This is a genomic window from Siminovitchia acidinfaciens (genome assembly GCF_003605385.1).
Lineage (GTDB): Bacteria > Bacillota > Bacilli > Bacillales > Bacillaceae_C > Siminovitchia > Siminovitchia acidinfaciens.
In genome coordinates this window covers 1-17747 of sequence record NZ_QYTV02000011.1, presented here as the reverse complement: position 1 = coordinate 17747, position 17747 = coordinate 1, and the positions used below count along the sequence as shown (strand labels likewise).

Genomic DNA, 17747 nt, shown 5'->3' with positions numbered 1-17747 from the left:
GCATAACGTCTCTTACGAGAGCTAACCTAAAAGATATTATCATTTTTCTTGTCAAAATTCAAGTTGTTTTAATTGATTTTTTCAATTTGCGTAAAGTCCAATTCTACCGGTGTCTCTCGTCCGAACATATTGACGAGCACCCTGGCTTTCCCTTTGTCCACATCAATAGATTCAATCTTACCCGTGTAATCCGTAAACGGACCTTCTTTCACCGTCACTGACTCGCCCGTTTCAAATTGAACGTCGACAGGAGTCTTTTCCATACCCATTCTTCTTAAAATATAATTGATCTCTTCCGGTAGAAGCGGAGTCGGTTTAGAACCGGAGCCTGCCGAGCCTACAAACCCAGTTACTCCCGGTGTATTCCTTACAACGTACCAAGAATCATCTGTCATGATGATTTCCACTAATACATATCCGGGAAAAACCTTTTTCTTCACAGTTTTTTTCTTTCCGTTTTTCATCGCTGTTTCTTCGTCTTCCGGGACAATCACTCGAAAAATCTTATCTTGCATTCCCATGGACTCTACTCTTCTTTCGAGATTCGCCTTCACCTTGTTCTCATATCCGGAATATGTGTGGACAACGTACCAATTCTTTTCCATTGAGCAGGACTTAGCGTCCTTCCCTCCCTATCCAATCTGTTTTTTTAAAAATAAATGGAAGTGTATATTATTAGACAAAATTACTTTCCAGCTACGACGTACAGGAATCCTAGTGCCGCCGGCGCCGCAGGATGCGGGCGCTAGGTGACGGCCAGCGCTTGTCGCCCCTAACCAGCCGCCTTCCGCTTTTCTTTCATGTCTAGCCGCAGCGCCCAGCGACTAGCAAACTTCACACTCCTTCACTACGATAAGTCAACATCGGCTCCTTCGTCGCCGTGTTTCCTTTATCTCATTGCGGAGCGCTCCAGTTTGTACGTCGCTAAACGGGCGCTTTCGCTTTTCTTTAAACCAAATCAAAAAACCCGTTAATCGGGCTTTTGTAAATGCGGCACTATTTTTTTATTGTTGTTATATTATACCATGACCAGCAAGGATATATACAAGTTTATCTTTAAAAGTTAGTTGTTTTATAGATCTAGTATAAACCTGAGGGATCTAGAAATCCCTTGATCGATAAGCGCAAAAAATAGAGCGAGAATCACGACTGTTGTGACAACCGTTAGTGTGTATCCTACAAGTTCTTTCCGCTTAGGCCAGCTCACCTTTCTCATTTCCGAGCCGACGTTACGGAAAAATTGAGTTATGCTTGACATAATCGAACCTCCAACATCCATAAATGAAACGGACTTTCAGTCTGGAATTACTTTGTTTGCTTATGAACTGTATGTGCATTGCATGTTTTACAATACTTCTTTATTTCCAATCGCAGGGATGTTTTTTCTCTATTATCAGTCGTATAATTTCTGGAACCGCAATCACTGCAAGCCCAAATAATTTTGTTCTTCATCACAACCGCACCTTATATATCGACATATCCTATAAAAAATACCATGAAAAGCCATGGACTGTCAATATGGCGCAGGCCTTCAGAAGTTGATTTCACGCAATTCCAGATAGCGCTCCAGCTTCCTTTTTACCCTTTGAAGAGCATTGTCGATTGATTTTACATGCCGGTCAAGCTCCTCGGAAATTTCCTGATAAGTGCGTCCATCCAAATAGAGTGCCAGCACCTTCCTTTCCAAATCACTCAAAAGCTCTGTCATTTTATCTTCTATACTATTAAACCGTTCTCTGTGAATAAGAAGTTCCTCCGGGTCCATGATTTTTGCACCGGAGATGACATCCATGAGAGTCCTGTCTGATTCTTCGTCATAAATAGGCTTGTCCAAGGAAACATATGAGTTAAGTGGAATATGTTTTTGACGGGTAGCTGTTTTGATAGCGGTTATGATTTGTCTCGTAATGCAAAGTTCCGCAAAAGCTTTGAATGAGGCGAGTTTCTCTTCCCTAAAATCGCGGATTGCTTTATAAAGTCCAATCATGCCTTCTTGCACAATATCTTCGTTGTCTGCTCCGATCAGAAAATAGGACCGGGCTTTTGCCCTTACGAAATTACGGTATTTTTTGATTAGATAATCAAGTGCTTCACTATTACCTTTGTGTACCAGTTCAATCAGCGCTTCATCTTCCAGCAAGTCAAAAGCTGTGTCTTTATCTAGTTTAATGTATGAAATCACTCTGATCCCCCGCTCCTGATAAAACCGTCGATAGAATTATTATACATGACAGAATTTTCTAACGTCAACTGCTCATTTTTTTCCCCGTCTCCACTTTTCGAAGATTTCTGTCAAATCTTGGCTTAAATCTATCTTTCGCAAAGGGGCCTTTTCCTGCGTTTTTTCGACTCGCTTTTCAATTCTCCGGTCTGTATCTGCCACTTCTTCCAACAATTCCCGAGCTGATATTCTTAAAGCTCCTTGGCCAAAAATTGCCCATTGTTCAGTAAAATCGGAGGTCGCCACATAAATTTGAGTTGTACGGCTATTCAGTTCATTAGCCAACTTTTCAATACGCTCATCGGCGGTTTCCTCCAACTTTGTGTAAATCACCTCAACCCTGTGCTGCCGGTACCTCTTTTCAATCCCTTTTACACCATAGGCATCAAAAACAATGATCACTTTGAATCCCGTAAACCCCTGGTACTCCGCTAATATTTCAATAAGCCGGTCCCTGGCCGCCGCCAGATCCTTTTGCTTCAGTTGAACAAGCTCAGGCCAGGCACCGATCATGTTGTAGCCGTCGACAATAAGGATATCCATCCGCTCACCTCTCGAGTGGCTGGCGCTTGCGGTACACCTCGTACATCAAGAGAGCGGCCGCTACGGAAGCATTTAATGAGGTCACATGCCCAGCCATCGGTAAATGGATGCGGAAGTCGCACTTTTCTTTAATCAGGCGGCTCATTCCTCTTCCTTCACTGCCGATGACAACGGCAAGGGGAAGGGAAGCGTCCATATTGCGATAGTCGGAGCTTTGTTCAGCATCCGTTCCGAATATCCATATACCCCGTTCTTTTAACTGGTCAATCGTTCTTGCAAGATTTGTAACACGGGCAACAGGTATATGTTCGATAGCGCCGGTCGACAGTTTCGCTACCGTTGATGTCAGTCCGACAGCCCGCCTTTTCGGAATGATGATTCCATGGACTCCGGCTGCATCCGCCGTCCTTAAAATAGAGCCGAGATTATGGGGATCCTCCAGCTCATCAAGGATAAGAAAGAAAGGATCTTCACCCTTAGAAGCCGCATGCTCAAAAAGGTCTTCCATATCAGCGTATCGATAAGCAGCAACTTCAGCAATGACTCCTTGATGGTTCTCTTTCGTCATCTGGTCAATTTTTTGCTTCGGGACATATTGCACCTGGACCCTTTTTTCTTTTGCCAGCTTAATGACAGCTTGCATTTGCCCCTTTTGAGATCCTTCGGCAATCAAGATTTTATGGATGTCTCTTTCGGACCTGAGCGCTTCCAATACAGGGTTTTTTCCTGCAATCCATTGCTGGCTCATGATATCACTCCTCTTTCTTTTTCTATGACGGCTATTGCCTGCTCTATCAATTCTTCCATACGTTTATGCTCATTCGCCAAATACAGCCAGCCAATCAATGCTTCCAACGCTGTACTGTGCCTGTATGTTTGAACATCAGTGTTTTTGGGGACCGTCCCTGATTTGGCATTTCTTCCCCGCCTGGCGACCTCCAGCTCTTGTTCCGATAAAAAGCCGCCATCTATCATTTCTTTTAAAGCAGCCGCCTGAGCTTTCGCGGAGACGTAGCGGGTGGCTTCCACATGAAGTTTGTTCGGTCTCGTTTTTCCACTTTCTAACAAACGGCCACGGATATACACATCATAAACGGCATCCCCCATGTACGCGAGCGCCAAACTGTTCAATTGTCTGTATTCCACTTTCGGCGGAAGTTTCATGTGGCTCATCCCCGCTTCCATCTGGTTCCTTGTGCAGTATCTTCCAGGATGATATTCATATCCTTCAACTTGTCACGAATTTCATCTGCCAACTGGAAGTTACGGTCCCGCCTCGCTTGGTTGCGTTGCTCGATAAGCTGTTCGATTTCATCATCCAGCAGCTCTTCCGCTTCAAGCGCAAGTCCCAAAACAGGGAACAATTCTTCAAATTCCTTCATAAATGCCTGAATAACAGCAACAGATGTATTTTTTTCCATCAAATAATAATTTGCCTGTCTTGCCAATTCAAACAACACGGAAATGCCGTCCGCTGTATTGAAATCATCATCCATTTTGTCTAAAAACTCCTGGTGCAGCTCGTTGATTTTATCCGTCCACTCTTTTCCGTCATCCGCCAAGTCGGCACTTGTTTCCAGACGGTGTTTCAAGTTCTGGTAGGATGTCTTCAGTCTTTCAAGGCCAGCACCTGCATCCGACACAAGATGTTCCGAATAGTTGATCGGATTCCGATAATGGACAGAAAGCATGAAGAATCTGAGGACCTGCGGGTCGACTTGCTTGATGATATCATTCACCAAAACAAAGTTCCCTAGTGATTTAGACATTTTCTCATTATCGATATTAATATAGCCGTTATGCATCCAGTATCGAGCAAAAGTTTTACCGGTCATAGCTTCGGATTGGGCGATTTCATTTTCATGATGCGGGAAGGTCAAATCCTGCCCGCCTGCATGGATATCGATCGTATCACCGAGATACTCCCTTGCCATTGCGGAACATTCGATATGCCAGCCAGGGCGGCCTTTACCCCAAGGACTATCCCAGGAGATCTCCCCTTCTTTGGCCGCTTTCCAAAGAGCAAAATCAAGCGAATCTTCCTTTAATTCGCCAGGCTGGATGCGAGCACCCACTTTTAAATCATTAATTGATTGGTGTGACAGCTTTCCATACCCGTCAAACTTCCTAGTACGGTAATAAACGTCTCCACCCGATTCATAGGCATACCCTTTTTCAATGAGTGCCTCAACAAATTCAATGATGACATCAATGTTTTCTGTCACACGTGGATGATCATCTGCTTTTTTGCACCCCAGTGCAAGAACATCTTCGAAAAAGGCATCCACAAACCGGTTGGCAACCGAGAGTGCATCCGTCTGGAGCTCTTTGGCTGCATTGATGATTTTATCGTCCACATCAGTGAAATTGGAGACATAGTGGACATTGTAATCCCTGTATTCCAAATAGCGGCGGACTGTGTCAAATACTATCGCTGGGCGGGCATTGCCTATATGGATATAGTTATAGACAGTCGGTCCGCAGACATACATCTTTACCTTTCCGTCCTCGAGCGGCACGAACGTCTCTTTTTTCCGTGTCAATGTATTATAAATCTTGATTGTCATCCTGAATGACTCCTCTCTTTTTTCATAGCTGAAAGTTCAATATTCAAGCGTGCAATTTCTTGCTCCATAGTGGCCAGTTTATCCGAAATCGGATCCGGCAGATCGCTGTGGTTAAGATCCTTCCTAACCTTCACTCCATCTCTTATGACAACCCGGCCGGGGATTCCAACAACTGTCGAATTGGGAGGGACGTCTTTTAAAACGACCGAGCCTCCGCCGACTTTTGAGTTTTCCCCAATGGTGATGTTGCCGAGGACCTTCGCACCGGTGGCAATCAAAGCATTGTCCTTGATGGTCGGATGCCGCTTTCCTTTTTCCTTCCCGGTTCCTCCAAGTGTCACTCCTTGATAGACAGTAACACCGTCTCCAATTTCGCAGGTTTCCCCAATCACGACCCCCATTCCGTGGTCAATAAAGAAACGCCGGCCGATTTTCGCCCCCGGGTGAATTTCAATTCCTGTAAAGAAGCGGTTGATCTGCGAAATCAATCTCGCTAAAAAGAACATCTTTCTTTTAAATAATGCATGTGCCACTCTGTGGGCCCAAATGGCATGCAAGCCGGAATAGGTTAGGATGACTTCAATACTTGTGCGGGCAGCCGGGTCCTGGTCAAACACCGTGTCAATATCTTCCTTCATTCGTTTGAACAATGTAATCACTCCTCTCAATTTTTAAAAATCAAACCGAATGAATGTCCAGCTACAACGTATCAACAAACCTGCTATCTGTAGACAGCTAAACGATGTTCTCTGTTTTTTCTGCGCGTGGATGCTTTTTCAAGCAAGTGGGTTCAGAGCTCTACGATAAGTCAACATCGGCTCCTTCGTCGCCGTGTTTCCTTTATCTCATTGCGGAGTGCTCCAGTTTGTACGTCGCTAAACGAGCGCCTCCGCTTTTCTTACAAAAACACAAAAAGCGCCTCTGTAACAGAGACGCTTACGGCGCGGTTCCACTCTGGTTGGGTGCATAAACAACTTCTCACACCCCAACTTGGCCTTTGTAACGGAAGGTGCCCGCTTGCGTTTAGTTGGCGGCAGCCGTTCAACACAAGGCTCCGGGGTGCATGTTCAAAAATCGAGTGGCTCAAACCGCTCTCAGCCGGCGGCGGTTCTCTCTGATCAGCATCGATTCTCTACTTTTCCCCATCATTGCTTTTACTATGAATATAATATATTACATTTTGTTCTTTTTGTTAACGAATTAGACGCTCTAGACGCAGTTTTACTTTTTCTTTCCCTAACAATTCAATCGCATTTGGTAGCTCTGGACCTCTCATTTCGCCTGTTACAGCAACTCTGATTGGCATGAAAAGTTTTTTGCCTTTATGTCCGGTTTCTTTTTGGACAGTTTTCATGGCTTTTTTAATTTCAGCCGCTTCAAATGGCTCCAAATCAGACACTTGATTATAAAATGCCTGAAGCACTTCCGGCACCTGTTCTTCCTCTAAAACAGCTTTTTCCTCATCGGTGAAGTCAATATTATCCTGAAAGAACTGTTTGGACAACTCGACAATTTCCGCTCCGTAGCTCATCTGATCCTGGTACAGAGCGATAAGGCTCCGCGTCCATTTTTCTTCCTCAGATGTCAGCTCTTCGGAGACCAAGCCTGCTTTTTTCAAATGTGGAAGGGCTAGTTCGACAACCGTAACCAAATCCTGCTTTTTCATGTACTGATTATTCGTCCATGCCAACTTCTGTTTGTCGAACAAAGCTGGAGACTTCGACAAGCGGTTGGCGTCAAAAATGTCGATTAATTCTTGTTTAGAAAAGATTTCTTCTTCCCCTTCCGGCGACCATCCGAGCAGAGTAATGAAGTTAAATAAAGCTTCAGGAATATACCCTAGATCCGCATACTGCTCGATAAACTGAATGATTGACTCATCCCGTTTACTGAGCTTTCTGCGGCTTTCATTGACTATGAGCGTCATGTGGCCGAATACCGGAGGCTCCCAACCAAAAGCATCATAGACCATCAGCTGCTTCGGCGTATTGGAGATGTGGTCATCTCCGCGTAAGACATGACTGATTTCCATTAAATGGTCGTCAACGGCCACAGCAAAGTTATAAGTCGGTACACCGTCTTTTTTAACAATAACAAAGTCGCCAATCCCATCAGACTCAAACGAAACTTCATTTTTGACCATGTCATTAAACGCAAAGATCCTTCCAGCAGGAACTTTGAATCTGACACTCGGCTCCCGGCCTTCCGCTTCGAGCTTTTGCTGATCTTCCGCCGTTAAATGGCGGCACTTTCCGGAGTAGCGTGGCATTTCCTTGCGGGCTATCTGTGCTTCCCTTTCGGCTTCCAACTCTTCCGGTGTACAGTAGCATTTATAAGCCTGACCGCTTTCCAAAAGCTGATTATAATATTTTTGGTAGATGTCATTTCGTTCGGATTGGCGGTAAGGACCGTAGCCGCCGTCTTTGTCGATGCTCTCATCCCAATCGATGCCGAGCCATTTCAAATAGGTCAGCTGGCTTTCTTCCCCGCCCTCTATATTCCGCTTTTGATCCGTATCTTCAATTCTGATAATAAATTTTCCGCCTTTATTGCGGGCAAATAGATAGTTGAATAATGCGGTACGTGCATTTCCGATATGAAGATGCCCTGTAGGGCTTGGCGCATAGCGTACCCGTATGTCATTTGACATGTGTAAATGCCTCCTCAAATTTACATAGCTATTTTTTTAAAAAATAGCTAGCTCTCGTCTTATTTTACAACAAGACCAGCATTCTTAAAAGTAACCGAACTTTATTCATCCGATTTTGCGATTAAAACGACCGCCTGTGCTGCTATTCCTTCTTCCCGGCCGACAAAGCCAAGACGCTCAGTTGTCGTTGCCTTAACATTTATTTGATCCTTGTCAGCTTCAAGCAGCTCAGCAATCCGTGCTCTTATTTGTTCGATATACGGAGCCATTTTTGGCTTTTGGGCCATGATTGTGCAATCAGCGTTTACCAACTTATAGCCTCTTTCTTTTACAAGCTGCCACACATATGTAAGTAGACGTGCAGAATCCAAATCTTTATTAGCCATGTCCGTGTCAGGAAAATGCCGTCCAATATCGCCTTCACCAATCGCCCCCAGGCAAGCGTCCGCAACCGTATGAAGCAGGACATCCGCATCAGAATGCCCTATAAGTCCTCTATCATGAGGAACATGGATACCGCCCAAAATAAGCGGCCGCCCTTCTGCAAACTCATGTACGTCAAACCCTTGTCCAACTCTGAACATATGTATCTTGCTCCCCTTCACTCATCCCAAGTTTCTTCTTTTTGCCAAAATGGCCTCTGCAAAGTATAAATCTTCGGGAGTCGTCAATTTTATATTATCGTAATCACTTTCTATGATCATAACGGGCAGGCCCATCCTTTCTACTAAGGAAGCTTCATCTGTCCCTAAATACTGCTGCTCTTTCGCCTGCTCATGGGCATTCATTAAAATTGGCAAACGAAAAGCTTGTGGAGTTTGAATTTGCCACAAGCCCGATCGATCGACCGTTTCAACCACTTTGTCACGATCCGCCCTTTTAATAGTATCCTTCACCGGGACAGCCGCTATAGCAGCGCCATGGTCATGCGCAGCCTGAACAAGCCGGCTGATTGTGTGCCGGCGGATAAAAGGGCGGGCGCCGTCATGAACAAGGATGATCCGCCCGCCCGCTGCTTTCAATCCGTTATAAACACTATACTGGCGCTCGTCACCGCCATAAACAAATTCAATCTTTTCTTTGCCCGGGTGACTAGCCACTATATCCCTAAACTGACTTTCATCGTTTGGCTGGATCGTCAATATAATCTTCTCACAATTATCATCGGCTGCAAATACATCCAGTGTTTGCAGGATGACGGGCCGACTATCAACTTCAATGAATAACTTATTACGCCCTGCTCCCATTCTTTTTCCCGCTCCTGCAGCAGGAATGATCACCTGATAGTCCAACTGAAATTCTCCTGTCCCTATAAAGCTTTTTCGAGTAATTTAGGCTTGGCAAATATCATCCGGCCAGCAGATGTCTGCAGTACGCTTGTAACAATGACATCGATCCTCTTGCCAATGTATTCTCGTCCCTCTTCAACAACAATCATTGTTCCGTCATCTAAGTAGGCAACGCCCTGGTTGTATTCTTTTCCATCTTTAATGACCTGGACATTCAACTCTTCACCAGGAAGGACAACCGGCTTAACGGCATTAGCAAGGTCATTGATATTTAAGACCGGGATATCCTGGATTTCACACACTTTATTCAAGTTAAAATCGTTCGTGACAACTGTTCCATTCATCAGTTTGGCCAGCTTGACAAGCTTGCTGTCCACTTCCTGGACGTCTTCGAAATCCCCTTCGTACATTTCAACTTCAATATTGACTTCTTTTTGAATGCGGTTTAATGTGTCAAGTCCGCGCCGTCCACGGTTCCGCTTCAAGGCATCGGAAGAATCTGCGATATGCTGCAGTTCTGCAAGCACAAAATGAGGTATGACAAGAACGCCATCCAAGAACCCTGTCTGGCATATATCGGCGATTCTTCCGTCAATAATGACGCTCGTATCGAGGATTTTCAGCCTTCTCGAAGAATATTTGTACTCCTCATTGGCTTCTTCCGCCTCTTCTTTCTTTTTGTTTGTTCGGTTGAAAGAAAAGAAACTCGTTAACTCTTCTTTCTTTTTAAAACCGACTTGAAAACCAAGGTACCCAAGCAGCAATGTCAATAGTATCGGAACGACTTCATTCACGATGGGAAGTTCCGTTTGGTTGATGGCCAAGCCCGCCAAAAAGGCTACAATGAGCCCGAATATCAGCCCGAGGCTTCCAAATAAAATATCTGAAACAGGGGCCTTTACAATGCGGTCTTCAAACCACTTAACAAAATTGACAACATGGTCCACCGCCCAAAAAGTAATGACATAAAATATAATAGCACCTATAAGAGCATTTACTAACGGATTATTAATTAAAACGATTTGATCAAGAGAAGCCAATACTAAAAGTTCAGGGACAAAGAAAACACCTAATGTTCCCCCGATCAGCAAAAAACACGCCTGAACTATTCGTTTTAACATACCCTCACCTCCTTATTCTAATTATAAGCAATTTACCGGCTTTAAAAACATGTTGACATCGATTAATTAAAGATTCGCTACTAAAGTCATAAAAAACAAAAAACGCTATATTAGTATAATTTCTCCATATACCACTCACTACTACTTTAGCAAAATGCCTTCAGCAATGTCCATTTCACTTGTGTAACAATTTCGTTCAAACCGTATCAATTGAAAGCCTGCTGCAATGCTTCTTCAACTGTTGCCACCCCGATCAATTGAATCCCTTCCGGCACTTTCCAGCCACCGATATTCCTGTCCGGAATCAGCACTCGCGTAAAGCCCAACTTTGCAGCTTCCTGCACCCGTTGCTCAATCCGTGAAACACGGCGCACTTCCCCGGTCAATCCAACTTCACCGATGATACAATCGGCAGGCCTTGTCGGCTGGTCGCGGAAGCTTGATGCAATACTTACAGCTATTGCCAAATCGATCGCCGGTTCATCCAGCTTCACCCCGCCGGCGACTTTTAAATAGGCATCCTGATTTTGTAAAAGGAGCCCGACACGTTTTTCCAATACAGCCATCAGAAGTGAGACACGGTTATGATCGATGCCAGTTGCCATCCGGCGCGGATTACCGTAGCTCGTTGGTGAAATGAGCGCCTGTATTTCTACAAGCACCGGCCTTGTCCCTTCCATGGACGCCACGACAGTGGAGCCTGATGTACCCTTAGACCGCTCTTCCAGAAAAATTTCTGATGGATTTTCAACTTCATCCAGGCCGAATTCTTTCATTTCAAAAATGCCAATTTCATTTGTGGAACCGAAGCGGTTTTTTACCGCCCGCAAAATCCTATACGTATGATGCCGTTCCCCTTCAAAGTATAAAACAGTGTCCACCATATGCTCCAAAAGCCGTGGACCCGCTATGGCACCTTCTTTTGTAACATGTCCCACGATAAAAATGGCAATTCCCTTCGTTTTGGCAATCTTCATCAGTTCAGCGGTACATTCACGAACTTGTGAAACACTCCCCGGTGCGGAGGTTACCTCAGGATGATAGACGGTTTGAATCGAGTCGACCACTACAAAATCCGGAGATAAATCTGAAATTGTCTGGTGAATAAATTCAAGATTCGTTTCAGCATAAATATAGAGGCTGGGTGAAGATACATTAAGCCTGTCCGCCCTTAGCTTCGTCTGTTTAACAGATTCTTCCCCTGAAATATAAAGTACTTTTCTATCCGTGCCGGCCAATTGGGAAGATACTTGTAAAAGCAATGTCGACTTTCCTATCCCCGGGTCCCCTCCGATTAAAACAAGAGAACCGGGTACAACGCCTCCGCCTAGGACGCGGTTGAACTCTTTCAGTTTTGTTTCCACTCTCGGCTCATTTTCTGTTTCAATGGTCGTGATTGGCGTTGCTTTAGCTCCGGCTTCATCAGAGGAAGGGCTCAAGGATCCTTTTCGTCCTTTACCCGTGATCTCAACCTCTTCGACCATCTGATTCCATTCACCGCAACCGGGACAGCGTCCCATCCATTTCGGGGACTCATAACCGCAGCTTTGACACATAAATTTTGTCTTTTTCTTCGCCATCCTACTAGCATCCTCCCCTATCAATAGACAAGCGCAAGCTCCTCGTCAGCCTTTACAAGCATCGAGGAGGCAGTTCATCAGCTAAAGGGTGGCTTCAATCCCTCGAGTAAGCTTCTTGCAGCTTTGCTATGATGTTCTAAACTTCTTTGAATAAAATAGGCGCAGGAACATATATCTCTTTGCGCGCTGGCCGCCGTAAATCGGCAGGCTCTAGCCGCAATGTCCTCTGGAGCTCCTGTCCTTCGGAGCTAAACAATCAAACAAAGATGGGGTACACGGCTCCGTTCCCCATGTACCCCAAAATATTAGGAAATAGCAGATCCTTCTTTTTCTTTCACTTTCACTGTAAAGTCCCCGTCTTCCACATCTACCACTACATGCTGGCCCATTTTGATTGTTCCTTTCAGCAATTCTTCTGAGAGGCGGTCCTCTATAAATTTCTGAATGGCTCTTCTGAGAGGACGGGCTCCATATTCCGGATCGAATCCTTCCTCAGTGATTTTCTCTTTTGCTGCCTCTGTCAACTCCAGTTCCATATCCTGCTCCTTCAAGCGTGAAATCAACTGATTTGCCATCAGTGAGGCTATTTCTTTCAAGTGAGGCTTCTCAAGTGCATGGAAGACAATAATTTCATCAATCCTGTTTAAAAACTCTGGGCGGAATGCTTTCTTTAATTCTTCCATAACTTGGCCCTTCATGTCTTTATAGTCCTGTTCGCCATCTTGAATGGCAAAGCCTACATATTTGTTCCGCTGCAGCGCCTGGGCACCAACGTTTGAAGTCAAAATAAGAACTGTATTTCGGAAGTCAACCGTTCTTCCCTTTGAATCGGTCAAACGTCCATCCTCCAATACCTGCAGCAAAATATTGAATACATCAGGGTGCGCTTTTTCAATTTCATCCAGTAGAATGACTGAATATGGTTTGCGACGGACTTTTTCAGTCAGCTGGCCGCCTTCTTCAAATCCGACATACCCCGGAGGCGAACCGACCAGGCGAGACGTTGAATGTTTCTCCATATACTCCGACATATCAAGGCGGATGATCGCATCTTCGTCCCCAAACATGGATTCCGCAAGAGCCCTTGCAAGTTCTGTCTTCCCGACGCCGGTCGGGCCTAAGAAGATGAATGAACCAATCGGGCGTTTTGGATCTTTCAGCCCCGCTCTAGCTCTTCGAACAGCCTTCGCAATTGATTTAACGGCTTCCTCTTGGCCTATCACCCGCGAGTGCAGGATTTCTTCCAGTTTCAACAGTCTTTCTGTCTCTGTCGAAGCAAGTTTGGATACTGGGACACCCGTCCAGCTGGATACGACTTGGGCGATATCTTCTACTGTCACTTCCGTGTTTTCCTGCCCCTGCTTTTCTTTCCACGTCTTCTTCGTTTCTTCCAACTCTTCGCGCAGTTTTTGCTCTGAATCCCTTAAGGAGGCGGCTTTTTCAAATTCTTGGCTCTGTACTGCCGCATCCTTCTCTTTACGGATGGACTCAAGCTTTAGTTCCAATTCTTTTAAATTCGGTGGTGTAGTATACGAACGAAGCCTTACTTTTGATCCTGCCTCGTCAATCAAATCAATTGCCTTGTCAGGCAAGAAACGGTCGGAAATATAGCGGTCTGCCAATTTTACTGCGGCTTCAATCGCCTCGTCTATAATAGATACCCTGTGATGCGCTTCATAGCGGTCGCGAAGCCCCTCCAATATTTGGATAGATTCTTCCACTGTCGGCTCATCCACCTGAATTGGCTGGAAGCGACGTTCAAGTGCTGCGTCTTTTTCAATATATTTGCGGTACTCATCCAATGTCGTAGCCCCGATACATTGAAGTTCTCCGCGGGCAAGCGACGGTTTTAAAATATTCGATGCGTCAATAGCACCTTCTGCTCCCCCTGCACCGATCAATGTATGAAGTTCGTCGATAAAGAGGATGATATTTCCCGCTTGCCTGATTTCATCCATGACCTTTTTCAATCGGTCTTCGAATTCACCGCGGTATTTGGTGCCTGCCACAACAGTCCCCATATCAAGTGTCATCACCCGCTTGTCGCGCAACGTTTCAGGAACCTCATTATTGATGATTTGCTGTGCAAGTCCTTCTGCAATAGCAGTCTTACCGACACCCGGCTCACCGATAAGAACCGGATTATTCTTTGTGCGTCTGCTCAATACTTCTATGACCCGTTGGATTTCCTTATTCCGGCCGATGACCGGGTCAAGGCTTCCCTCTCTCGCAATTGCTGTCAAATCCCTTGCCAGGCTGTCAAGTGTAGGAGTATTAGCACTGGCTGATGCCCCACCGCCATGACTGCTAGCTTCATTGCTTCCGAGGAGCTGGAGTACTTGCTGGCGGGCCTTGTTCAGGCTGACACCCAGATTATTCAGTACTCTAGCAGCTACACCTTCTCCTTCACGGATCAACCCAAGCAGGATATGTTCAGTGCCAACGTATGAATGGCCCAGCTTTCTTGCTTCATCCATTGACAACTCAATCACTTTTTTCGCACGCGGCGTATAATGGATCGTTTGTGATGTGTCTTTTCCTCGACCAATCAAGTTCTCTACTTCTTTTTGAATTTTTTCAGGACCCAGGCCGAGTCCGTATAAAGCTTTGGCCGCTATTCCTTCTCCTTCTCTAACCAGGCCCAGTAAAATGTGCTCTGTTCCGATATTGCCATGCCCCAGGCGGACTGCCTCTTCTTGTGAAAGGGCTAATACCTTTTGAGCTCTCTCTGTAAAACGACCAAACATCATACTAATCTCCTCCTGTCCGTCTCTCTTCTAGATTCAATCTTTCTCGGATTAATGCCGCTCTTTTGATATCCCGTTCCACAGGACGAAGCGGCCCTCCTGCATATTGCTGTAAAAATCCCGGCTGTGTTAAGATCATCAATTCATTTAAAATATTTCTGGAAAGATGGGTAATGTATCCTGTATCTATGCCCAATCTTACATCAGATAAACATTCAGAGGCCTCTTTCGTTTCGATGATCCTGCTGTTGGCCAATATGCCATAGGAACGGAAAACTTTATTTTCTAATTGTATACTTGATGTTTTTATTAATGCTTCCCGGGCTGCTCTTTCCTGTGCGACAATCTGCTGGACGACACCGACCAAATCGCCGACGATATCCTCTTCCGATTTCCCGAGAGTAATCTGATTGGATATTTGAAAAATATTCCCCAGGGCTTCGCTGCCTTCGCCGTAAATGCCACGAACCACAAGGCCCAGCTGGTTAATTGCGGGAATAATGCGGTTCATTTGATGTGTTAGGATAAGGGCGGGCAAGTGAACCATGACGGAAGCACGGAGCCCAGTGCCGACATTCGTCGGACAACTTGTTAAATATCCCAACTGTTCATCAAATGCATAATCAATCTTTTCTTCCAGGATATTATCAATGACATTCGCCCGTTCCAGCGCTTCACTGATTTGTAGTCCCGGAAACAGGCATTGGATCCTTATATGATCCTCTTCATTGATCATGATGCTTATATCTTCCTGTTCCGAAAGTAAAACAGCTCCATGTGTAGCATGTTCAGCTAACCGAGGGCTGATCAAGTGCTTTTCCACCAGCACCCTTTTTTCCAGAGCTTTTAAATCGTCAATTTCCAAAAACTCCAGCTGGCCAAAATCCCGGTTAGCTTCTTGATCCAAAATAGTTCTCATATTGCTAATTATTTCCCTTGCTTCATCGTTAGTAAACAGAGTAGGGAACTTAAACTTTCGTAAATTTCTAGCTAATCTTATTCGGGAGCTGAGAATGATATCGGAATCGGGACCTTTCGAACTCATCCATGAACTGACAGCCTGATTAAGAAACTTTTCGAGACTCATTCCGCTTTCTCCTCCCCTTCAATCAATTTTTTTTCAAGGGAGCGGATTTGGTCTCTAACTTCTGCGGCTTTTTCAAACTCTTCCTGCTCAATTAGAGATACAAGTTCGCCTTTCAATTCCTGAATCTTCTTTTTCAAATGCAATGAACCGCCTATCCGGTCCGGCACCTTGCCCCCATGAACAATATTGCCGCTGTGCAGCCTTTTCAAAATAGGAATCAACTGATCCTTGAAAGCGTCGTAACAATTGGCACATCCGAAGCGACCGACATTGGCAAATTGTTGATAGGTCATCCCGCATTCATCACATTGGACAATTTGGCTTGAAAGCGCCGAATGGGGAGTCGTATTTTGAAAAGAGGGGTTCAGCAAACCGGCCAGCAAATCATTGATTGAAAAACCGGATCCCCCTTCAAGAAGAAACATTTCACCCTTTTCCTGTGCACATCTCTCGCATAACTGTACAACCGTTTTCTCCCCATTCACTACCTTCGTAAAATGCAGGGAGGCCGGCCTCTCTTTACATTCCTGACAAATCATCAAAGCCCTCCTCCAATTCCCTAATCATATTTTAACGTTCGCAGCATGGCTATAAGCATCCTGGCCCTTAATTCATCTCTATCCGGCAAATCTATATATAGTACAGAACGATCAATGACATTCAGCATGATCTTCGCTTCACGTTCGGCAATGATCCCTTCCTCCAACAGTCTCACAATGACATCTTCTGCTCTGCTTTGAGATATTTTTTGTCCGATTAAAACCTTCAATTGGTCAATCAGATGAGCCTGATTATGCAGCTTTACCTTTGAAATGCGAATATAGCCCCCACCACCCCGTTTACTTTCCACCATGTATCCCCTTTCCATGGTGAAGCGGGTATTTATTACATAATTTATTTGAGAGGGGACGCATTGAAACTTATCCGCCACTTCGTTCCTTTTAATTTCAACGATTTCACTTTCACTTAACTCAAGAACTTTTTTTAGGTAATTTTCAATAACATCGGATATATTCCGCATCATCAAGCACCTCCTTACCTCGCTTGACTTTGACTATATTTGACTTATATTATACAAAATTAAGTACTCCATTGGCAATCGGGACGTTTTTATTTTTATCTTACCCATCCATTCAGCGAATCAACACTCGAGAAACAAAATTGGGTCCAAAGACTTGTAATGCTACAGGATATTCGAATCAAAATAATTTTTTCAGGTCTTTTTCAATCTTAGTTGGATTTGTTTGCGGTGCATATCTTTTCACAACATGACCTTGTCGATTGATAAGGAATTTAGTAAAATTCCATTTAATTTCGTTGGTCAATAAACCTTTTTTAGACTCAGTTAAGAACTTGAATAATGGATGTGCTTCCTCACCTTTAACCGTTGTCTTAGTGAAAACTGGAAAAGTCACCCCGTAATTCACTCGACAAAAATCAAGGGTATGTTGCATATTGTCGAATTCCTGATTCATGAATTGACTGCTGGGAAATCCGAGAATAACAAAGCCTTTATCTTTGTATAAATCGTATAGTTTCTGCAATTCTTTAAGCTGTGGTGTAAAACCGCATTTGGATGCTGTATTAACGATAAGCAGCGGCCTTCCTCCATATTCTTTTAACGAGACTTCTCGGCCCTCCGGTGTGTGGACCGTAAACTCATAAATTGTCATACAACTTCCCCCACCGTTTGTTGTTTCACTTTATTTTAGGAGAGCATGCTGCTGAAAACAAGATTTTCGGCTTAGGTATAGTATGACAACATCATCGATAAACCGGACAAGCCCTAAATTGTATGTATAAGGGATGAAAGGTTAATTACATATTCTGCGTCGAAAATTGCGCGAATATCGTATTGCATCAAAACACAAAAAAACATGAAGCCAATTGACTCCATGTTTTTCATTTGCCCGGCGACGTCCTGCTCTCACAAGGGGAAGCC

General features: G+C 44.6%; 19 protein-coding genes and 1 other annotated feature. All 19 genes read right to left on the bottom strand.

Annotation, left to right across the window (positions count from 1 at the left end):
• Positions 1-68: 68 nt before the first annotated feature.
• Complete coding sequence (gene nusG / locus D4T97_RS17720; protein WP_126052114.1) at positions 69-605, bottom strand: transcription termination/antitermination protein NusG; 537 nt, start codon at positions 603-605, stop codon at positions 69-71.
• Positions 606-1072: 467 nt separating this feature from the next.
• On the bottom strand, positions 1073-1258 hold the full coding sequence (secE, locus tag D4T97_RS17715; protein WP_126052113.1) for a preprotein translocase subunit SecE: 186 nt from the start codon (positions 1256-1258) through the stop codon (positions 1073-1075).
• A gap of 47 nt (positions 1259-1305) precedes the next feature.
• Positions 1306-1452 carry a 50S ribosomal protein L33 gene (rpmG, locus tag D4T97_RS17710; RefSeq protein ID WP_126052112.1) on the bottom strand — a complete coding sequence of 49 codons (147 nt, stop codon included), beginning with the start codon at positions 1450-1452 and terminating at the stop codon, positions 1306-1308.
• A 79-nt stretch (positions 1453-1531) separates the two neighbouring features.
• Positions 1532-2182: an RNA polymerase sporulation sigma factor SigH gene (gene sigH / locus D4T97_RS17705; protein ID WP_126052111.1), complete on the bottom strand. Its 651-nt coding sequence runs from the start codon at positions 2180-2182 to the stop codon at positions 1532-1534.
• Between the two features lie 72 nt (positions 2183-2254).
• The gene (locus D4T97_RS17700) at positions 2255-2764 is read right to left on the bottom strand and encodes an NYN domain-containing protein (RefSeq protein WP_126052110.1); all 510 of its coding nucleotides are present in this window, start codon (positions 2762-2764) and stop codon (positions 2255-2257) included.
• 4 nt (positions 2765-2768) lie between these two features.
• Positions 2769-3512, bottom strand: coding sequence for a 23S rRNA (guanosine(2251)-2'-O)-methyltransferase RlmB (gene rlmB / locus D4T97_RS17695; RefSeq protein WP_126052109.1), 744 nt, complete (start codon positions 3510-3512; stop codon positions 2769-2771).
• On the bottom strand, positions 3509-3937 hold the full coding sequence (locus tag D4T97_RS17690) for a Mini-ribonuclease 3 (protein WP_126052108.1): 429 nt from the start codon (positions 3935-3937) through the stop codon (positions 3509-3511). Before D4T97_RS17690 ends, rlmB begins: the two co-directional genes overlap by 4 nt.
• Positions 3934-5331: a cysteine--tRNA ligase gene (gene cysS / locus D4T97_RS17685; RefSeq protein WP_126052107.1), complete on the bottom strand. Its 1398-nt coding sequence runs from the start codon at positions 5329-5331 to the stop codon at positions 3934-3936. The genes D4T97_RS17690 and cysS overlap by 4 nt, the downstream gene beginning before the upstream one ends.
• The gene (gene cysE, locus D4T97_RS17680) at positions 5328-5981 is read right to left on the bottom strand and encodes a serine O-acetyltransferase (RefSeq protein WP_126052106.1); all 654 of its coding nucleotides are present in this window, start codon (positions 5979-5981) and stop codon (positions 5328-5330) included. Before cysE ends, cysS begins: the two co-directional genes overlap by 4 nt.
• A 275-nt stretch (positions 5982-6256) precedes the next feature.
• Positions 6257-6489, bottom strand: a binding site (T-box leader).
• 34 nt (positions 6490-6523) lie between these two features.
• Complete coding sequence (gene gltX / locus D4T97_RS17675; RefSeq protein ID WP_126052105.1) at positions 6524-7981, bottom strand: glutamate--tRNA ligase; 1458 nt, start codon at positions 7979-7981, stop codon at positions 6524-6526.
• Positions 7982-8082: 101 nt separating this feature from the next.
• Positions 8083-8565, bottom strand: coding sequence for a 2-C-methyl-D-erythritol 2,4-cyclodiphosphate synthase (gene ispF, locus D4T97_RS17670; protein ID WP_126052104.1), 483 nt, complete (start codon positions 8563-8565; stop codon positions 8083-8085).
• A gap of 21 nt (positions 8566-8586) precedes the next feature.
• On the bottom strand, positions 8587-9273 hold the full coding sequence (ispD, locus tag D4T97_RS17665) for a 2-C-methyl-D-erythritol 4-phosphate cytidylyltransferase (RefSeq protein ID WP_126052103.1): 687 nt from the start codon (positions 9271-9273) through the stop codon (positions 8587-8589).
• Positions 9274-9290: 17 nt separating this feature from the next.
• Positions 9291-10391, bottom strand: a complete 1101-nt coding sequence (locus tag D4T97_RS17660; protein ID WP_126052102.1) for a PIN/TRAM domain-containing protein — start codon at positions 10389-10391, stop codon at positions 9291-9293.
• A gap of 206 nt (positions 10392-10597) precedes the next feature.
• Positions 10598-11971 (bottom strand): DNA repair protein RadA, encoded by a 1374-nt coding sequence (gene radA, locus D4T97_RS17655; RefSeq protein ID WP_126052101.1) that lies wholly within the window; start codon positions 11969-11971, stop codon positions 10598-10600.
• Positions 11972-12276: 305 nt separating this feature from the next.
• Positions 12277-14721 (bottom strand): ATP-dependent protease ATP-binding subunit ClpC, encoded by a 2445-nt coding sequence (gene clpC / locus D4T97_RS17650; RefSeq protein WP_126052100.1) that lies wholly within the window; start codon positions 14719-14721, stop codon positions 12277-12279.
• A gap of 1 nt (position 14722) precedes the next feature.
• The gene (locus tag D4T97_RS17645; RefSeq protein WP_126052099.1) at positions 14723-15805 is read right to left on the bottom strand and encodes a protein arginine kinase; all 1083 of its coding nucleotides are present in this window, start codon (positions 15803-15805) and stop codon (positions 14723-14725) included.
• Entirely contained in the window at positions 15802-16344 is a 543-nt protein-coding gene (locus tag D4T97_RS17640; protein ID WP_126052098.1) for a UvrB/UvrC motif-containing protein, read from the bottom strand. The genes D4T97_RS17645 and D4T97_RS17640 overlap by 4 nt, the downstream gene beginning before the upstream one ends.
• 20 nt (positions 16345-16364) lie before the next feature.
• The gene (locus D4T97_RS17635; RefSeq protein ID WP_126052224.1) at positions 16365-16826 is read right to left on the bottom strand and encodes a CtsR family transcriptional regulator; all 462 of its coding nucleotides are present in this window, start codon (positions 16824-16826) and stop codon (positions 16365-16367) included.
• Positions 16827-17004: 178 nt separating this feature from the next.
• On the bottom strand, positions 17005-17478 hold the full coding sequence (locus tag D4T97_RS17630) for a glutathione peroxidase (protein ID WP_126052097.1): 474 nt from the start codon (positions 17476-17478) through the stop codon (positions 17005-17007).
• Between the last annotated feature and the right edge of the window lie 269 nt (positions 17479-17747).

Bases quoted from the DNA above. Each gene is read 5' to 3' on its own strand.
- D4T97_RS17690 (WP_126052108.1), bottom strand. From the start codon at position 3,937: ATGAGCCACATGAAACTTCCGCCGAAAGTGGAATACAGACAATTGAAC.
- D4T97_RS17645 (WP_126052099.1), bottom strand. From the start codon at position 15,805: ATGAGTCTCGAAAAGTTTCTTAATCAGGCTGTCAGTTCATGGATGAGT.
- D4T97_RS17640 (WP_126052098.1), bottom strand. From the start codon at position 16,344: ATGATTTGTCAGGAATGTAAAGAGAGGCCGGCCTCCCTGCATTTTACG.
- rpmG (WP_126052112.1), bottom strand. From the start codon at position 1,452: ATGAAGAACAAAATTATTTGGGCTTGCAGTGATTGCGGTTCCAGAAAT.
- gltX (WP_126052105.1), bottom strand. From the start codon at position 7,981: ATGTCAAATGACATACGGGTACGCTATGCGCCAAGCCCTACAGGGCAT.
- D4T97_RS17660 (WP_126052102.1), bottom strand. From the start codon at position 10,391: ATGTTAAAACGAATAGTTCAGGCGTGTTTTTTGCTGATCGGGGGAACA.
- D4T97_RS17700 (WP_126052110.1), bottom strand. From the start codon at position 2,764: ATGGATATCCTTATTGTCGACGGCTACAACATGATCGGTGCCTGGCCT.
- nusG (WP_126052114.1), bottom strand. From the start codon at position 605: ATGGAAAAGAATTGGTACGTTGTCCACACATATTCCGGATATGAGAAC.
- rlmB (WP_126052109.1), bottom strand. From the start codon at position 3,512: ATGAGCCAGCAATGGATTGCAGGAAAAAACCCTGTATTGGAAGCGCTC.
- radA (WP_126052101.1), bottom strand. From the start codon at position 11,971: ATGGCGAAGAAAAAGACAAAATTTATGTGTCAAAGCTGCGGTTATGAG.
- clpC (WP_126052100.1), bottom strand. From the start codon at position 14,721: ATGATGTTTGGTCGTTTTACAGAGAGAGCTCAAAAGGTATTAGCCCTT.
- cysS (WP_126052107.1), bottom strand. From the start codon at position 5,331: ATGACAATCAAGATTTATAATACATTGACACGGAAAAAAGAGACGTTC.
- ispF (WP_126052104.1), bottom strand. From the start codon at position 8,565: ATGTTCAGAGTTGGACAAGGGTTTGACGTACATGAGTTTGCAGAAGGG.
- secE (WP_126052113.1), bottom strand. From the start codon at position 1,258: ATGTCAAGCATAACTCAATTTTTCCGTAACGTCGGCTCGGAAATGAGA.
- D4T97_RS17630 (WP_126052097.1), bottom strand. From the start codon at position 17,478: ATGACAATTTATGAGTTTACGGTCCACACACCGGAGGGCCGAGAAGTC.
- D4T97_RS17635 (WP_126052224.1), bottom strand. From the start codon at position 16,826: ATGCGGAATATATCCGATGTTATTGAAAATTACCTAAAAAAAGTTCTT.